This window comes from Micromonospora sp. DT15 (assembly GCF_049841475.1).
In the GTDB taxonomy this organism is placed as follows: Bacteria; Actinomycetota; Actinomycetes; order Mycobacteriales; family Micromonosporaceae; genus Micromonospora.
Genome location: NZ_JBNCKJ010000005.1, coordinates 177,518 through 192,816 on the forward strand (window position 1 = coordinate 177,518; position 15,299 = coordinate 192,816).

Here is a 15,299-nt window from a genome sequence, read left to right on the forward strand (position 1 = left end):
TTCGGGGCCGTTGTGGAGCTGGTCAACCCCCGGACCGGCCGCGAGCCGTCCTGGGTCGATGTGTTCTTTGTTTCGGGGGGGGGGGCGGGCTCGCCGCCCCCCGACCCCACCCGAGAATTAGCAGTACAGACGACGACATAGGGGACATAGTGCTCGACGTCAACTTCTTCGACGAGCTGCGCATTGGTCTCGCCACCGCCGACGACATCCGTCAGTGGTCGCACGGCGAGGTCAAGAAGCCTGAGACGATCAACTACCGCACCCTGAAGCCGGAAAAGGACGGGCTCTTCTGCGAGAAGATCTTCGGTCCGCAGCGGGACTGGGAGTGCTACTGCGGTAAGTACAAGCGCGTTCGGTTCAAGGGCATCATCTGTGAGCGCTGCGGCGTCGAGGTGACTCGCTCCAAGGTCCGCCGTGAGCGGATGGGGCACATCGAGCTCGCCGCTCCGGTGACCCACATCTGGTACTTCAAGGGCGTTCCGAGCCGGCTGGGTTACCTGCTGGACCTCGCTCCCAAGGACCTCGAGAAGATCATCTACTTCGCCTCGTACGTCGTGACGAGCGTGGACGCGGAGTCGCGTCACCGCGACCTCTCGACGATCGAGAACGAGATCCTGGCTGAGAAGCGGCAGTCCGAGAACAGCCGCGACTCGGAGATCGAGAAGCGGGCCGCCAAGCTCGAGGCCGACCTGGCCGAGCTGGAGGCCGAGGGTGCCAAGGCGGACGTCCGGCGCAAGGTCAAGGAGGGCGGAGAGCGCGAGATGCGCCAGATCCGCGACCGGGCCCAGCGCGAGATCGACCGCCTGGACGAGGTGCTGGACACCTTCCGCAAGCTGGAGCCGAAGCAGCTGGTCACCGACGAGCTGCTCTACCGCGAGCTGCGCGACCGGTTCGGTGAGTACTTCACCGGTTCCATGGGCGCCGAGGCGATCAAGGCGCTGGTCCAGAACATGGACCTCGACGCCGAGGCCGAGAGCCTGCGGGAGACCATCCGGTCCGGCAAGGGTCAGCGGAAGATCCGGGCGCTCAAGCGACTCAAGGTCGTCGCGGCGTTCCTGAACACCCGCAACTCCCCGCTCGGCATGGTGCTGGACTGCGTCCCGGTCATCCCGCCGGACCTGCGCCCGATGGTGCAGCTCGACGGTGGCCGCTTCGCGACCTCCGACCTGAACGACCTGTACCGCCGCGTGATCAACCGGAACAACCGCCTCAAGCGGCTGATCGACCTCGGCGCGCCCGAGATCATCGTCAACAACGAGAAGCGGATGCTCCAGGAGGCCGTCGACGCGCTGTTCGACAACGGCCGTCGCGGCCGGCCGGTCACCGGCCCGGGTAACCGCCCGCTCAAGTCGCTGTCTGACATGCTCAAGGGCAAGCAGGGCCGGTTCCGCCAGAACCTGCTGGGCAAGCGCGTCGACTACTCCGGCCGTTCGGTCATCGTGGTCGGCCCGAAGCTCAAGCTGCACCAGTGCGGTCTGCCCAAGCAGATGGCGCTGGAGCTGTTCAAGCCCTTCGTGATGAAGCGGCTGGTCGACCTCAACCACGCACAGAACATCAAGTCCGCCAAGCGGATGGTCGAGCGTCAGCGCCCGGTCGTGTGGGACGTGCTGGAAGAGGTCATCGGCGAGCACCCGGTGCTGCTCAACCGGGCGCCGACCCTGCACCGCCTGGGCATCCAGGCCTTCGAGCCGCAGCTGGTCGAGGGCAAGGCGATCCAGATCCACCCGCTGGTCTGCACCGCGTTCAACGCCGACTTCGACGGTGACCAGATGGCGGTGCACGTGCCGCTGTCCGCCGAGGCTCAGGCCGAGGCGCGGATCCTGATGCTGTCGTCGAACAACATCCTCAAGCCGGCCGACGGTAAGCCGGTCACCATGCCTACCCAGGACATGGTCATCGGTCTGTACCACCTCACCCACCTCACCGCCGGTGAGAAGGGCGAGGGCCGGGCGTTCAGCTCGGACGCCGAGGCGCGGATGGCCTTCGACAACGGCGAGCTGCACCTGCAGGCGCCGGTGAAGATCCGTCTGCGTGACGTGGTCGGGGTCGACAACGGCTCTGGTGCCGAGGCGTGGACCGCCCCGGAGGGCTGGGTCGAGGGTGACCCGCTGACCGTGGAGACCACCCTGGGCCGGGTGCTGTTCAACGAGACGCTGCCGCAGGGCTACCGCTTCGTGAACTACGAGATCCGCAAGGGTCAGCTCTCCGCGATCGTCAACGACCTCGCCGAGCGCTTCCCCAAGGTGGCGCTGGCCGCCACCCTGGACGGGCTCAAGGAGGCCGGTTTCCACTGGGCCACCTGGTCCGGCGTGACGATCGGCATGGAGGACGTCATCGCTCCGCCGCGTAAGGCGGAGATCCTGGCGAAGTACGAGAAGGACGCCGACCAGATCGACAAGCAGTACCAGCGTGGTCTGATGACCGCCGAGGAGCGTCGCGGCGAGCTCATCGAGATCTGGACCAAGGCGACCAACGAGGTCGCCAAGGAGATGGACACCGCGCTGCCGCAGGAGAACCCGCTGTGGAAGATGATCAACTCGGGTGCTCGCGGTAACCTGCTCCAGCTCCGGCAGATCGCGGCGATCCGTGGTCTGGTGGCCAACCCCAAGGGCGAGATCATCCCGCGGCCGATCAAGGCCAGCTACCGGGAGGGTCTGTCCGTGCTGGAGTACTTCATCTCCACGCACGGTGCCCGTAAGGGTCTTGCCGACACCGCGCTGCGGACCGCCGACTCGGGTTACCTGACCCGTCGTCTGGTGGACGTCTCGCAGGACGTCATCATCCGCGAAGAGGACTGCGGCACCGACCGGGCGATCCCGATGCAGATCGGCGAGAAGCTGGACGGCAAGCTCGTCGTCCACACCCACGCCGAGACCAGCGTGCACGCCCGTACGCTCGCGGACGACATCAAGGGGCCGGACGGCACCGTGGTGGCCGAGCGCGGTCAGGACATCAACTCCATCGGGGTCGACAAGATTGTCGCCGCTGGTGTGGAGACGGTCCGGGTGCGCAGCGTGCTCACCTGCGAGTCGAAGCTGGGCGTCTGCGCGGCCTGCTACGGCCGGTCGCTGCCGACCGGTAAGTCGGTCGACATCGGCGAGGCGGTCGGCATCATCGCCGCCCAGTCCATCGGTGAGCCCGGTACGCAGCTGACGATGCGTACCTTCCACACCGGTGGTGTCGCGGGTGAGGACATCACCCAGGGTCTGCCGCGTGTTCAGGAGATCTTCGAGGCTCGGGTCCCGAAGGGTAAGGCGCCCATCGCCGACACCCCCGGTCGGATCCGGATCGAGGACGGCGAGCGCTCGCGCAAGATCATCGTGGTGCCGGACGACGGCAGCGAAGAGATCGTCTACGACAAGATCTCGAAGCGGGTCAAGCTCCGTACCCACGACGGCGGTCACGTCGCGGTCGGCGAGAAGCTGACCGAGGGCACCATCGACCCGCACGAGCTGCTGCGGATCATGGGTCCGCGGGCGGTCCAGGTCCACCTGACCAGTGAGGTCCAGGAGGTCTACCGCTCGCAGGGTGTGCTCATCCACGACAAGCACATCGAGATCATCATCCGCCAGATGCTCAAGCGGGTGACGGTCATCGACTCCGGCTCGACCGAGTTCCTGCCGGGTGTGCTCGTCGACCGGGCGCTGTTCGAGTCGGAGAACCGCCGGCTCGTCTCGGAGGGCGGCGAGCCCGCCGCTGGTCGTCCGGTGCTGATGGGTATCACCAAGGCCTCGCTGGCCACCGACTCCTGGCTCTCGGCGGCCTCCTTCCAGGAGACCACCCGGGTGCTGACCGACGCTGCGATCAACTCGCGCAGCGACTCGCTGGTCGGCCTCAAGGAGAACGTGATCATCGGAAAGCTCATCCCGGCCGGTACCGGCATCAGCAAGTACCGCAACGTCCGGGTCGAGCCGACCGAGGAGGCCAAGGCCAAGGTCTACTCGATGACCGGTTACCCGGAGACCGACTACGGGTTCGGGCCGGCCGGCGGGCAGGCAGTGCCGCTGGACGACTTCGACTTCGGGTCGTACCGCTAAGCACCAGTCACACGACGAGGCCCCCGGTGAAAGCCGGGGGCCTCGTCGTGTCCGTGCCAACCCACCGCTTGCGCCGGGTTCGGCATGATGGGGGGATGACGACCGCACCCGGGCAGGTGTCCGTCGCCCAGCAGGGCGTGCGCCACCCGCTCGACCCGGACCCGGCCCGCGCCACGAAGGCACGGGCGGTCTTCGCGCTGGGCCTGCTCGGCATGCTGACCGGGTTGTTCATCGGTGGCGTGGTGCCGGCCACTGTGGCCCTGCAACTGGCCCGGCAGGCGCGCCGGGAGGCGTACGCCTCAGGGGGTTTCCTGACCGGTGGCGTCTGGCTGCGGCGCGGGGAGTGGATGGCCTGGACGGGCCTGGTGCTGGTCGCGGTCAGCGTCGTGGCCGCTGTGGTCATCGGGGTGGTCCGGTTGGCCGGCGCCCCGTTCGGCCACGACTACCCCGCGAACATGGACTGAGCCACCGGTGGCCGCGCCCGGCGCGGGCGGCGGTGCTGCCGGCGGTAGCCTGGCCGGTGTCCACCGTGTGACGGTGGCGGCCTTTCGACAGGAGGACCTCGTGACGGAACCGGCGCGGCCCCCTGCGGACGAACCGGCCGGCCCGCCGGACGTGCCGGCTCCGCCACCCGAGCCGAGCGACTGGGCGCGACCCGGCCCGAGCGACGAGACCCACCAGCCGGCGTCCAACCCGGGCCCGCAGCCCCCTGCGACGCCGCCTCCCGGTTCGGGTCCGAACGGCTGGGGCGCCACCACGACGCCCGGCTCCGACCAGCCGTACCCGGCCTCCAGCGCACCGACCTCGACGCCGCAGGTCTGGGGCCCGCCCACCTCCGGGCCGGGTGCGCCGCCCGGCTGGGGCCCGCCGCCGGCTGGTTCGGGAGTGCCGTACGGCTGGGGCCCGTCCTCGTCCGCACCGGCTGTGCCTCCAGGCTGGGGTCCGTACCCGTCTGCGCCGTCTGCGCCGCCCGGGTGGGGCCCGTCGCCGTCCGGGCCGTCTGCGCCGCCCGGCTGGGGCCCGCCGTCGTCCGGGCCGCCGCCCGGCTGGGGACCGCCGCCGCCGGGGCACGGTCCCGGGTGGGGTGGTGGCGCACCGGGGCGTTCCGTACCGCCGCCCACCGACGACCAACGCCGGCCGCCGAAGCGGGTGGAGGCGGTTTCGGGTACGCCGTTCGGCGTCGTGCACCTGGACGTGGCACCGGTCACCTCCGGGCTGGCCATCGGGGCGCTGGTTGCGGGGATCGCCTCACTTCTGGTCTCACTGCTGGTGATCTGCTTCGGAGTGGCTTTCAAGAACGACGGCGGGGCCTGGGCCTCTGGGGCTTTCGCCGCGCTGGGTGTGCTGGCCGGCGGGGCGGCGGTCATCATCGGGCTGCTCGGCCGGCGACAGATCCGGCGGCCGACCGCCCCCTCCGCGGTCCAGTTCACCGGTCGCGGGCTGGCGATGGCAGGGATCAGCTGCGGCGCGGCGGGGGCGCTGCTCAGCCTGCTGGGCCTGGGTCTTGCCCTGCTTCTCACACTGACGTGAGGGTGATCACCGACAGATCCGGCACCTGACGGCGGTTTTCCGCGGAAGGCTTCCGGTCACCCCGGGGGCGATGGGTGCTTCTGCGGGGAAGCCGGTACACTTGTATTCGTAGGTGCCCATCGCGGGCGACGGGGCAGGACGGGATCCGGCCGGCTGGTGTGAGACAGTCGCCGGGCCATTCCGTTTTGACCTGGGCGGTTGTGGTAGGTACTCTTTCCCCTTGTGCCCGGGCATGCCCGGGCAACTCGTGCGTGCGCTGTTTCCGGCTTACGGACGGCGGCACGACAAGCCAAGGATCCGGAGCGGGGCGACCCGCGCGCCGGTGACAAAACCCGGTACGAACGCGAGAGCGTCGCAACGGGGCCGTGACGAGGGCGACACGCCCGACCGCGGGTGCCGGGGTCTCCGCAAGGCGACCCTGGTCGGAATGTAGGAGAGCCGGTCATCAGGCCGGCTAACGAGCAGACGGCGCGGCCGCGGATGCGGCCGAAGGGAGCGGAGAAACCCGGTGCCCACGATCCAGCAGCTGGTCCGAAAGGGCCGCCAGGCGAAGACGACCAAGACCAAGACCCCGGCGCTGAAGGGTTCCCCTCAGCGGCGCGGCGTGTGCACCCGCGTGTACACCACCACCCCGAAGAAGCCGAACTCGGCGCTGCGCAAGGTCGCTCGCGTGAAGCTCAGCAGCCAGATCGAGGTGACCGCCTACATCCCCGGCGTCGGTCACAACCTGCAGGAGCACTCGATCGTGCTCGTTCGCGGCGGCCGGGTGAAGGACCTCCCCGGCGTGCGTTACAAGATCGTTCGCGGCTCGCTGGACACCCAGGGCGTCCGCAACCGCAAGCAGGCGCGCAGCCGTTACGGCGCGAAGAAGGAGAAGAGCTGACATGCCGCGTAAAGGACCCGCTCCGCGGCGGCCACTGGTCGCTGACCCGGTGTACAACTCGCCGCTGGTCACCCAGTTGGTGAACAAGATCCTGCTCCGCGGCAAGCGTCAGCTCGCCGAGACCATCGTGTACGCGGCCCTCGAGGGCTGCCGCGAGAAGTCCGGCACCGACCCGGTCGTCACCCTCAAGCGGGCGATGGACAACGTCAAGCCGACCCTCGAGGTGCGCAGCCGTCGTGTCGGTGGCGCCACCTACCAGGTGCCGGTCGAGGTCCGCCCGACCCGGGCGACCACGCTGGGCCTGCGCTGGCTGGTCACGTACTCCCGCGCCCGGCGCGAGAAGACGATGGTCGAGCGGCTGATGAACGAGCTGCTGGACGCGAGCAACGGCCTCGGTGCCGCCGTCAAGCGGCGCGAGGACACGCACAAGATGGCCGAGTCGAACAAGGCCTTCGCGCACTACCGCTGGTAACACCCTGGTTCCGGCGCCTCCGGGCGCCGGAACCGCCACCAGTTGTGTCGAGACGACGATAAGTAGGGATTGAAGTGGCCGCCGCAGACGCGCTCGCCAAGGTACGCAACATCGGCATCATGGCGCACATCGATGCCGGTAAGACCACGACCACCGAGCGAATCCTGTTCTACACCGGCATCACGTACAAGATCGGTGAGGTCCACGAGGGCGCTGCCGTCATGGACTGGATGGAGCAGGAGCAGGAGCGTGGTATCACCATCACCTCCGCTGCTACCAAGTGTGAGTGGAAAGACCACACGATCCAGATCATCGACACGCCCGGCCACGTCGACTTCACGGTCGAGGTCGAGCGGTCGCTGCGGGTCCTGGATGGTGCGGTAGCGGTATACGACGGTGTCGCCGGCGTGGAACCGCAGACGGAGAACGTCTGGCGGCAGGCCGACAAGTACAACGTCCCGCGTATGTGCTTCGTCAACAAGCTCGACCGGACCGGCGCCGACTTCTTCCGCTGCGTGCAGATGATGATCGACCGGTTGAACGCCACCCCGCTGGTGCTCCAGATCCCGATCGGGCTCGAGGGTGACCACATCGGTGTCGTCGACCTGATCGGCATGCGCGCGCTCACCTGGCGCGGGGAGACCCAAAAGGGTGAGGACTACGCGGTCGAGGAGATCCCGGCCGAGCTGGCCGACTCCGCTGCCGAGTGGCGCGAGAAGCTGATGGAGACCCTCGCCGACGTCGACGACGCGGTGATGGAGAAGTACCTGGAGGGCGACGAGATCTCCGTCGAGGAGATCAAGGCCGCTATCCGGCGTGCCACCATCGCCGGCAAGGCCAACCCGGTGCTCTGCGGCTCGGCGTTCAAGAACAAGGGCGTTCAGCCCATGCTCGACGCCGTTGTCGACTTCCTGCCGTCGCCGCTGGACGTTCCGGCGATCGAGGGTACGGCCACCGACGGCGAGACCCCGCTGCTGCGTAAGCCGTCCAACTCGGAGCCCTTCTCCGGCCTGGCCTTCAAGATCCAGACGGACAAGCACCTGGGCAAGCTCACCTACGTGCGGGTCTACTCCGGCACGCTCGATTCCGGTTCCCAGGTGGTCAACTCCACCAAGGACCGCAAGGAGCGCATCGGCAAGATCTACCAGATGCACGCCAACAAGCGGGAAGAGCGTCCGTCGGCGCAGGCCGGCGACATCATCGCCGTGCAGGGTCTCAAGCAGACCACCACCGGCGACACTCTCTCCGACCCGGCGAACCCGGTCATCCTGGAGTCGATGACCTTCCCGGAGCCGGTCATCTCGGTGGCGATCGAGCCGAAGACCAAGTCCGACCAGGAGAAGCTGGGCACGGCCATCCAGCGCCTGGCCGAGGAAGACCCGACCTTCCGCGTCCAGTTGGACGAGGAGACCGGTCAGACGGTCATCTCCGGCATGGGTGAGCTTCACCTGGACATCCTGGTCGACCGGATGCGCCGCGAGTTCAACGTCGAGGCCAACGTCGGCAAGCCGCAGGTGGCGTACCGCGAGACCATCCGCCGCAAGGTGGACAAGGTCGAGTACACCCACAAGAAGCAGACCGGTGGTTCCGGCCAGTACGCCCGCGTGATCGTGAGCGTCGAGCCGCTTCCGCTGGACAACGACTCGCCGACCTACGAGTTCGCCAACGCCGTCAGCGGCGGCCGCATCCCCCGGGAGTTCATCCCCTCGGTGGACGCCGGTGCGCAGGACGCGCTGCAGTACGGCATCCTGGCGGGCTTCCCGCTGGTCGGCGTGAAGCTGACCCTGCTGGATGGCCAGTACCACGAGGTCGACTCGTCGGAAATGGCATTCAAGATCGCCGGCTCGATGGTGATGAAGGACGCGGCCCGCAAGGCCGATCCGGCACTGCTCGAGCCGATGATGGCCGTTGAAGTCACCACTCCTGAGGAGAACATGGGTGACGTCATCGGTGACCTCAACTCCCGCCGCGGCATCATCCAGGCGATGGAGGAGCGCAGCGGCGCCCGCATCGTCCGGGCCCTGGTGCCGTTGTCGGAGATGTTCGGCTACGTCGGCGACCTGCGGTCGAAGACCCAGGGCCGGGCTAGCTACAGCATGCAGTTCGACTCCTACGCCGAGGTTCCGCAGAGCGTCGCGAAGGAGATCATCGCCAAGGCAACGGGCGAGTAGCGCTCTGAGCAGGTGATTCGTGGTTGGTCGCGGGAGGGTTAACCCGCCCGCGGCCACCACGATCGGATCGCGTGAGACCGGGCCTGTAGGCTTCATCGCCGCAGAACCCACAAAGGCTCTCCGGCCTCCGGGCCGGAAAGGCTGTCGACAGAGTCCTAAGCGCCGACCGGCGCGCCGGGCGTACGAACCAAGAAGTCCACAGGAGGACACCAGTGGCGAAGGCTAAGTTCGAGCGGACTAAGCCGCACGTCAACATCGGCACCATTGGTCACATCGACCACGGTAAGACGACGCTGACGGCGGCCATCACCAAGGTCCTGCACGACCAGTACCCGGACCTGAACCCCTACACGCCGTTCGACGAGATCGACAAGGCGCCGGAGGAGAAGGCCCGCGGTATCACGATCTCGATCGCGCACGTCGAGTACCAGACCGAGTCGCGGCACTACGCGCACGTCGACTGCCCTGGGCACGCCGACTACATCAAGAACATGATCACCGGTGCCGCGCAGATGGACGGCGCGATCCTGGTGGTCGCGGCGACCGACGGCCCGATGCCGCAGACCCGCGAGCACGTGCTGCTGGCCCGTCAGGTCGGTGTGCCGTACATCGTCGTGGCGCTCAACAAGAGCGACATGGTCGATGACGAGGAGCTCCTGGAGCTCGTCGAGCTCGAGGTCCGTGAGCTGCTCTCCTCGCAGGAGTACCCGGGTGACGACCTGCCGGTCGTTCGGGTTTCGGCGCTGAAGGCCCTCGAGGGTGACCCCGAGTGGACCGGCAAGCTGCTGGACCTGATGACCGCTGTCGACACCTCGATCCCGCAGCCGGAGCGCGAGGTTGACAAGCCGTTCCTGATGCCCGTTGAGGACGTCTTCACGATCACCGGTCGTGGCACCGTCGTCACCGGTCGCGTGGAGCGCGGCGTTCTCCTGCCGAACGAGGATGTTGAGCTCGTCGGTATCAAGGAGAAGAGCTTCAAGACCAAGGTCACCGCGATCGAGATGTTCCGGAAGACCCTGGACGACGCCCGCGCAGGTGAGAACGTCGGCCTGCTGCTGCGTGGTACCAAGCGCGACGAGGTCGAGCGCGGCATGGTCGTCGTGAAGCCGGGCTCGAACACCCCGCACACGGAGTTCGAGGCGACGGTCTACATCCTCTCCAAGGAGGAGGGTGGCCGTCACACCCCGTTCTTCCAGAACTACCGTCCCCAGTTCTACTTCCGGACCACGGACGTCACCGGTGTCGTCACCCTCCCCGAGGGCACCGAGATGGTCATGCCGGGTGACAACACGTCCATGTCGGTGAAGCTGATCCAGCCCATCGCCATGGAGGAGAACCTCAAGTTCGCGATCCGCGAGGGTGGCCGCACCGTCGGCGCCGGGTTCGTCACCAAGATTAACAAGTGAACTAGGTAACCCCGATTAGACCCGCCGCCGGTCGTGCGGCATACTAGTCAGGTTGCGTAACGACAGTTCGTCGCCTGTGTTCGGCTTTCGCTGAACCTCCGGGTGGCGAGGCAGTCGAGCGTAGGGTGGTTGGCGGCCCAGTCGCCAACCACCCTCGCGCGGCGTTCAGGTCGCGGTAGTGCGATCGGCGCCTTGACCCCCAGTGCGGTCAGCACCACTCCGGTACGTAGGGGCGGAGCTCGGCCCGAGGGCGCGACACGCCCGACCGCGGGGGTCGGCGAAGTGGGCCTGTACCAGCCGGTACAGGCGCCCGCAACACAGCGGCATCGAGAGAAGGAACAGAAGCCACCATGGCGGGACAGAAGATCCGCATCCGGCTCAAGGCCTATGACCACGAGGTCGTCGACTCCTCGGCTCGGAAGATCGTCGAGACGGTGACGCGCACCGGGGCGCAGGTCGCGGGCCCGGTGCCGCTGCCCACGGAGATCAACCGTTTCTGCGTTATCCGCTCGCCGCACAAGTACAAGGACTCGCGCGAGCACTTCGAGATGCGCACTCACAAGCGGCTGATCGACATCATCGACCCGACCCCGAAGACGGTCGACTCGCTCATGCGCCTCGACCTGCCGGCTGGCGTCGACATCGAGATCAAGCTGTAGGGACCGGACAAATGGACAGGCAAGTCAAGGGGATCCTGGGCGCCAAGCTCGGCATGACCCAGGTCTGGGAGAACAACCGCGTTGTTCCCGTGACCGTGGTCGAGGCCGGCCCGTGCGTCATCAGCCAGGTTCGTAGCGCCGAGAAGGACGGTTACTCCGCGGTCCAGCTCGCGTACGGCACCATCGACCCGCGCAAGGTCAAGAAGCCGGTCAGCGGGCACTACGCCAAGGCGGACGTGGCGCCGCGCCGGCACATCGTCGAGCTGCGCACCACTGACGCCGGGGAATACTCGCTCGGGCAGGAAGTCACTGTCGAGGAGTTCCCGGCCGGCGTCACCATCGACGTCACCGGCAAGACCAAGGGCAAGGGCTACGCCGGCCCGATGAAGCGGCACGGCTTCCACGGCCTGGGCGCCGGTCACGGCGTCGAGCGCAAGCACCGCTCGCCCGGCTCCATCGGCGCCTGCGCCACTCCGGGGCGTGTCTTCAAGGGCACCCGGATGGCCGGCCGTATGGGTGGCGTTCGGTACACCGTGCAGAACCTCACCGTCCAGGCGGTCGACACCGAGAACAACCTGCTGCTCGTCCGGGGTGCCATTCCTGGTCCCAAGGGCGCGCTCGTTCTGGTCCGTACCGCGGCCAAGAGCAAGGTGAAGAAGGGCGGTGCGGCCAAGTGACCACCGTTGACGTGCGCACCGTCGAAGGCACCACCAGCGGCTCCGTGGAGCTGCCGGAGGACATCTTCGACGTGCAGGCCAACGTCGCGCTGATGCACCAGGTCGTGGTGGCCCAGCTCGCGGCGGCCCGACAGGGCACGCACAAGGCCAAGACCCGCGGCGAGGTCGCCGGTGGCGGCAAGAAGCCGTACAAGCAGAAGGGCACCGGTCGCGCCCGGCAGGGCTCGATCCGCGCGCCGCAGTTCGCCGGCGGTGGCGTCGTGCACGGTCCCGTGCCGCGCGACTACAGCCAGCGGACCCCGAAGAAGATGAAGGCCGCCGCTCTGCGGGGTGCCCTCTCCGACCGGGCCCGCGCCGGGCAGGTGCACGTCGTCGAGGCGTTCGTCTCGGGCGAGAAGCCGTCGACCAAGGCGGCCCTGGCCACGCTGACCAAGCTCACCGAGGCCCGTCGGGTCCTGGTCGTGCTGAGCAGCACCGACGAGCTGAACTGGGTGTCGCTGCGCAATGAGCCGCGCGTGCACCTGATCGAGTCCGGCCAGCTGAACACGTACGACGTGCTCGTGGCCGACGACGTGGTCTTCACCAAGGACGCCCTGGACGAGTTCCTGGGCGTGCCCGCCGAGACCACCGAGGAGGGTGGCAAGTGAGCACGATCGCCGACCCGCGCGACATCATCGTGGCGCCGGTCGTCTCGGAGAAGAGCTACAGCGAGCTGAACCGGAACTGGTACACCTTCCTGGTGCACCCGGACGCGAACAAGACCGAGATCAAGATCGCTATCCAGCAGATCTTCAACGTCCGCGTCCTGACGGTCAACACGCTCAACCGCCAGGGTAAGCGCAAGCGCACCAAGACCGGCTTCGGTCAGCGCAAGGCGACCAAGCGGGCGATCGTGAAGCTGGCTGACGGTGACCGTATCGAGGCCTTCGGCGGCCCGGTCAGCTGAGGGGTGTAGACAATGGCTATCCGTAAGTACAAGCCGACGACGCCGGGCCGACGTGGCTCGAGTGTCGCGGACTTCGCCGAGATCACCCGGTCCACGCCGGAGAAGTCGCTGCTGGCTCCGTTGCCGAAGAAGGGCGGGCGTAACGCCCACGGCCGGATCACCACGCGGCACCACGGTGGCGGTCACAAGCGTCAGTACCGTCTGATCGACTTCAAGCGGGTCGACAAGGACGGCGTGCCGGCGAAGGTCGCTCACATCGAGTACGACCCGAACCGCACGGCGCGCATCGCGCTGCTGCACTACGCCGACGGCGAGAAGCGCTACATCCTCGCGCCGAAGGACATGAAGCAGGGCGACCGCGTCGAGTCCGGTCCGGGCGCCGACATCAAGCCGGGTAACAACCTGCCGCTGCGCAACATCCCGGTCGGTACCACGATCCACAACGTGGAGCTGCGTCCGGGTGGCGGGGCCAAGCTGGCCCGTTCCGCCGGCGTCGGCATCCAGCTGCTCGGCCGCGAGGGCGCGTACGCGACACTGCGTATGCCGTCCGGCGAGATCCGGCGGGTGGACGTGCGCTGCCGCGCCAGCGTCGGCGAGATCGGCAACGCCGATCAGTCGAACATCAACTGGGGCAAGGCCGGCCGTATGCGGTGGAAGGGCAAGCGCCCGACCGTCCGTGGTGTCGCCATGAACCCGGTCGACCACCCGCACGGTGGTGGTGAGGGTAAGACCTCCGGTGGTCGCCACCCGGTCAACCCGCAGGGTAAGCCCGAGGGCCGCACCCGCCGTAAGGGCCAGCCGAGTGACCGGCTGATCGTCCGCCGTCGCTACGCCACGCGTAAGCGCGGCTGAGGGAGATAAGACATGCCTCGCAGCCTGAAGAAGGGCCCGTTCGTCGACGACCACCTGCTCAAGAAGGTGGAAGTTCAGAACGACAAGGGCTCCAAGAACGTGATCAAGACCTGGTCGCGGCGCTCGACGATCATCCCCGAGATGCTGGGGCACACGATCGCCGTGCACGACGGACGCAAGCACGTCCCGGTGTTCGTGACCGAGGCGATGGTCGGGCACAAGCTCGGCGAGTTCGCGCTGACCCGCACGTTCAAGGGTCACGAGAAGGACGACCGGAAGAGCCGTCGGCGCTGACGCCGCCAGGCATACGGATAGAGGGAACAAGGGGTTACAGCGATGCCAGGAAAGGGCGACGCTCCGGTGCTTCCGGGCGCGCGGGCGGTTGCGCGGCACGTGCGCATCTCGCCGATGAAGGCGCGCCGGGTGGTCAACCTCGTCCGCGGCCTGCCCGCGAAGGAGGCGCTCACGGTGCTGCAGTTCGCGCCGCAGGCTGCGAGCGAGCAGGTGTACAAGGTGCTCGCTAGCGCGATCGCCAACGCGGAGAACAACGAGCGGCTGGACCCCGACGCGCTGCTCGTCAGTGAGGCCTTCGTGGACGAGGGCCCGACGATGAAGCGGTTCCAGCCGCGGGCCCAGGGTCGGGCCTACCGCATCCGCAAGCGCACGTGCCACATCACCGTGGCGGTCGAAGCGGTCGCGCCGGCAGCACCGAGGAAGGCCGCGGCTAAGAAGGCCGCCCCGGCCACGGAGGCCGCACCGGCCGAAGCGCAGAGCAAGACGGAGGACGCCGAGTAATGGGTCAGAAGGTTCACCCCACTGGGTTCCGGCTCGGCATCTCGACCGACTGGAAGTCCCGCTGGTTCGCGGACAAGCTCTACAAGGACTACATCGGCGAGGATGTCAAGATCCGCCGCATGATGTCCAAGGGCCTCGAGCGTGCCGGGATTTCCAAGGTCGACATCGAGCGCACCCGCGACCGGGTCCGGGTCGACATCCACACCGCCCGGCCGGGCATCGTCATCGGCCGTAAGGGTGCGGAGGCCGACCGGATTCGCGGCGAGCTTGAGAAGCTCACCGGCAAGCAGGTTCAGCTGAACATCATCGAGGTGAAGAACCCCGAGTCGGACGCTCAGCTGGTCGCGCAGGGCGTGGCCGAGCAGCTGTCCAGCCGGGTCAGCTTCCGTCGGGCGATGCGCAAGGCCATGCAGTCGGCGATGAAGAACCCGGTCTGCAAGGGCATCCGGGTTCAGGTCTCGGGTCGCCTCGGCGGCGCCGAGATGAGCCGGACCGAGTTCTACCGTGAGGGCCGGGTTCCGCTGCACACGCTGCGGGCCAACATCGAGTACGGCTTCTTCGAGGCCCGTACCACGTTCGGTCGGATCGGTGTGAAGGTCTGGATCTACAAGGGCGACGCCGTCCCGGGCCGGGAAGCTCCGGCCGAGGCCGGTCCGTCCCGCCCGCGTCGTGGTGAGCGCGGCGACCGTCCCGAGCGTCCGCGCCGTGGCCGGTCGGGTTCGTCCGGCACCACGGCTGGTGGCACCGAGGCCGGTCGGGCTGCTGCGACCACCATCGCGCAGCAGGCCGAGACGCCGAGCGGCGAGCCGGTCGACAGCGCAGCTGTCGCCGCCACTGCTGCTCCGGCAGAAACGCAGCAGGAGGGCTGACA

The 15,299-nt window shown here is 67.9% G+C and carries 15 protein-coding genes; all 15 read left to right on the forward strand.

From position 1 onward, the window contains the following. The first annotated feature begins 149 nt into the window (after nucleotides 1–149). The 15 genes from ACLQ3F_RS13275 to rpsC all read left to right on the forward strand — a co-directional run bounded on the left by ACLQ3F_RS13275 (nucleotide 150) and on the right by rpsC (nucleotide 15,297). Complete coding sequence (locus tag ACLQ3F_RS13275) at nucleotides 150–4,037, forward strand: DNA-directed RNA polymerase subunit beta' (protein WP_357207783.1); 3,888 nt, start codon at nucleotides 150–152, stop codon at nucleotides 4,035–4,037. 95 nt (nucleotides 4,038–4,132) lie between these two features. Next, nucleotides 4,133–4,501 (forward strand): hypothetical protein, encoded by a 369-nt coding sequence (locus ACLQ3F_RS13280; RefSeq protein WP_210784125.1) that lies wholly within the window; start codon nucleotides 4,133–4,135, stop codon nucleotides 4,499–4,501. Between the two features lie 685 nt (nucleotides 4,502–5,186). Beyond that, nucleotides 5,187–5,567 carry a hypothetical protein gene (locus ACLQ3F_RS13285; RefSeq protein WP_425848942.1) on the forward strand — a complete coding sequence of 127 codons (381 nt, stop codon included), beginning with the start codon at nucleotides 5,187–5,189 and terminating at the stop codon, nucleotides 5,565–5,567. Between the two features lie 508 nt (nucleotides 5,568–6,075). Further along, the gene (gene rpsL / locus ACLQ3F_RS13290; protein ID WP_007465318.1) at nucleotides 6,076–6,450 is read left to right on the forward strand and encodes a 30S ribosomal protein S12; all 375 of its coding nucleotides are present in this window, start codon (nucleotides 6,076–6,078) and stop codon (nucleotides 6,448–6,450) included. Nucleotide 6,451: 1 nt separating this feature from the next. Beyond that, the gene (rpsG, locus tag ACLQ3F_RS13295; RefSeq protein WP_030489583.1) at nucleotides 6,452–6,922 is read left to right on the forward strand and encodes a 30S ribosomal protein S7; all 471 of its coding nucleotides are present in this window, start codon (nucleotides 6,452–6,454) and stop codon (nucleotides 6,920–6,922) included. Between the two features lie 74 nt (nucleotides 6,923–6,996). Continuing rightward, nucleotides 6,997–9,093 carry an elongation factor G gene (gene fusA / locus ACLQ3F_RS13300; protein WP_308193421.1) on the forward strand — a complete coding sequence of 699 codons (2,097 nt, stop codon included), beginning with the start codon at nucleotides 6,997–6,999 and terminating at the stop codon, nucleotides 9,091–9,093. Nucleotides 9,094–9,305: 212 nt separating this feature from the next. After that, a complete protein-coding gene (gene tuf / locus ACLQ3F_RS13305; RefSeq protein WP_030489585.1) occupies nucleotides 9,306–10,499 on the forward strand; it encodes an elongation factor Tu in 1,194 nt (397 codons plus the stop codon). A gap of 350 nt (nucleotides 10,500–10,849) precedes the next feature. Further along, complete coding sequence (gene rpsJ, locus ACLQ3F_RS13310) at nucleotides 10,850–11,158, forward strand: 30S ribosomal protein S10 (protein ID WP_007073037.1); 309 nt, start codon at nucleotides 10,850–10,852, stop codon at nucleotides 11,156–11,158. A gap of 11 nt (nucleotides 11,159–11,169) precedes the next feature. Continuing rightward, nucleotides 11,170–11,835, forward strand: coding sequence for a 50S ribosomal protein L3 (gene rplC, locus ACLQ3F_RS13315; RefSeq protein WP_366612191.1), 666 nt, complete (start codon nucleotides 11,170–11,172; stop codon nucleotides 11,833–11,835). Next, on the forward strand, nucleotides 11,832–12,482 hold the full coding sequence (gene rplD, locus ACLQ3F_RS13320; RefSeq protein WP_030489587.1) for a 50S ribosomal protein L4: 651 nt from the start codon (nucleotides 11,832–11,834) through the stop codon (nucleotides 12,480–12,482). The genes rplC and rplD overlap by 4 nt, the downstream gene beginning before the upstream one ends. Next, complete coding sequence (gene rplW, locus ACLQ3F_RS13325; protein WP_007465304.1) at nucleotides 12,479–12,781, forward strand: 50S ribosomal protein L23; 303 nt, start codon at nucleotides 12,479–12,481, stop codon at nucleotides 12,779–12,781. Before rplD ends, rplW begins: the two co-directional genes overlap by 4 nt. A gap of 12 nt (nucleotides 12,782–12,793) precedes the next feature. Further along, on the forward strand, nucleotides 12,794–13,633 hold the full coding sequence (gene rplB, locus ACLQ3F_RS13330) for a 50S ribosomal protein L2 (protein WP_053653944.1): 840 nt from the start codon (nucleotides 12,794–12,796) through the stop codon (nucleotides 13,631–13,633). A gap of 12 nt (nucleotides 13,634–13,645) precedes the next feature. Beyond that, entirely contained in the window at nucleotides 13,646–13,927 is a 282-nt protein-coding gene (gene rpsS / locus ACLQ3F_RS13335) for a 30S ribosomal protein S19 (RefSeq protein WP_007465299.1), read from the forward strand. 42 nt (nucleotides 13,928–13,969) lie between these two features. After that, complete coding sequence (rplV, locus tag ACLQ3F_RS13340; RefSeq protein ID WP_007465297.1) at nucleotides 13,970–14,428, forward strand: 50S ribosomal protein L22; 459 nt, start codon at nucleotides 13,970–13,972, stop codon at nucleotides 14,426–14,428. Further along, entirely contained in the window at nucleotides 14,428–15,297 is an 870-nt protein-coding gene (gene rpsC, locus ACLQ3F_RS13345; protein WP_091402401.1) for a 30S ribosomal protein S3, read from the forward strand. Before rplV ends, rpsC begins: the two co-directional genes overlap by 1 nt. Nucleotides 15,298–15,299 lie beyond the last annotated feature (2 nt).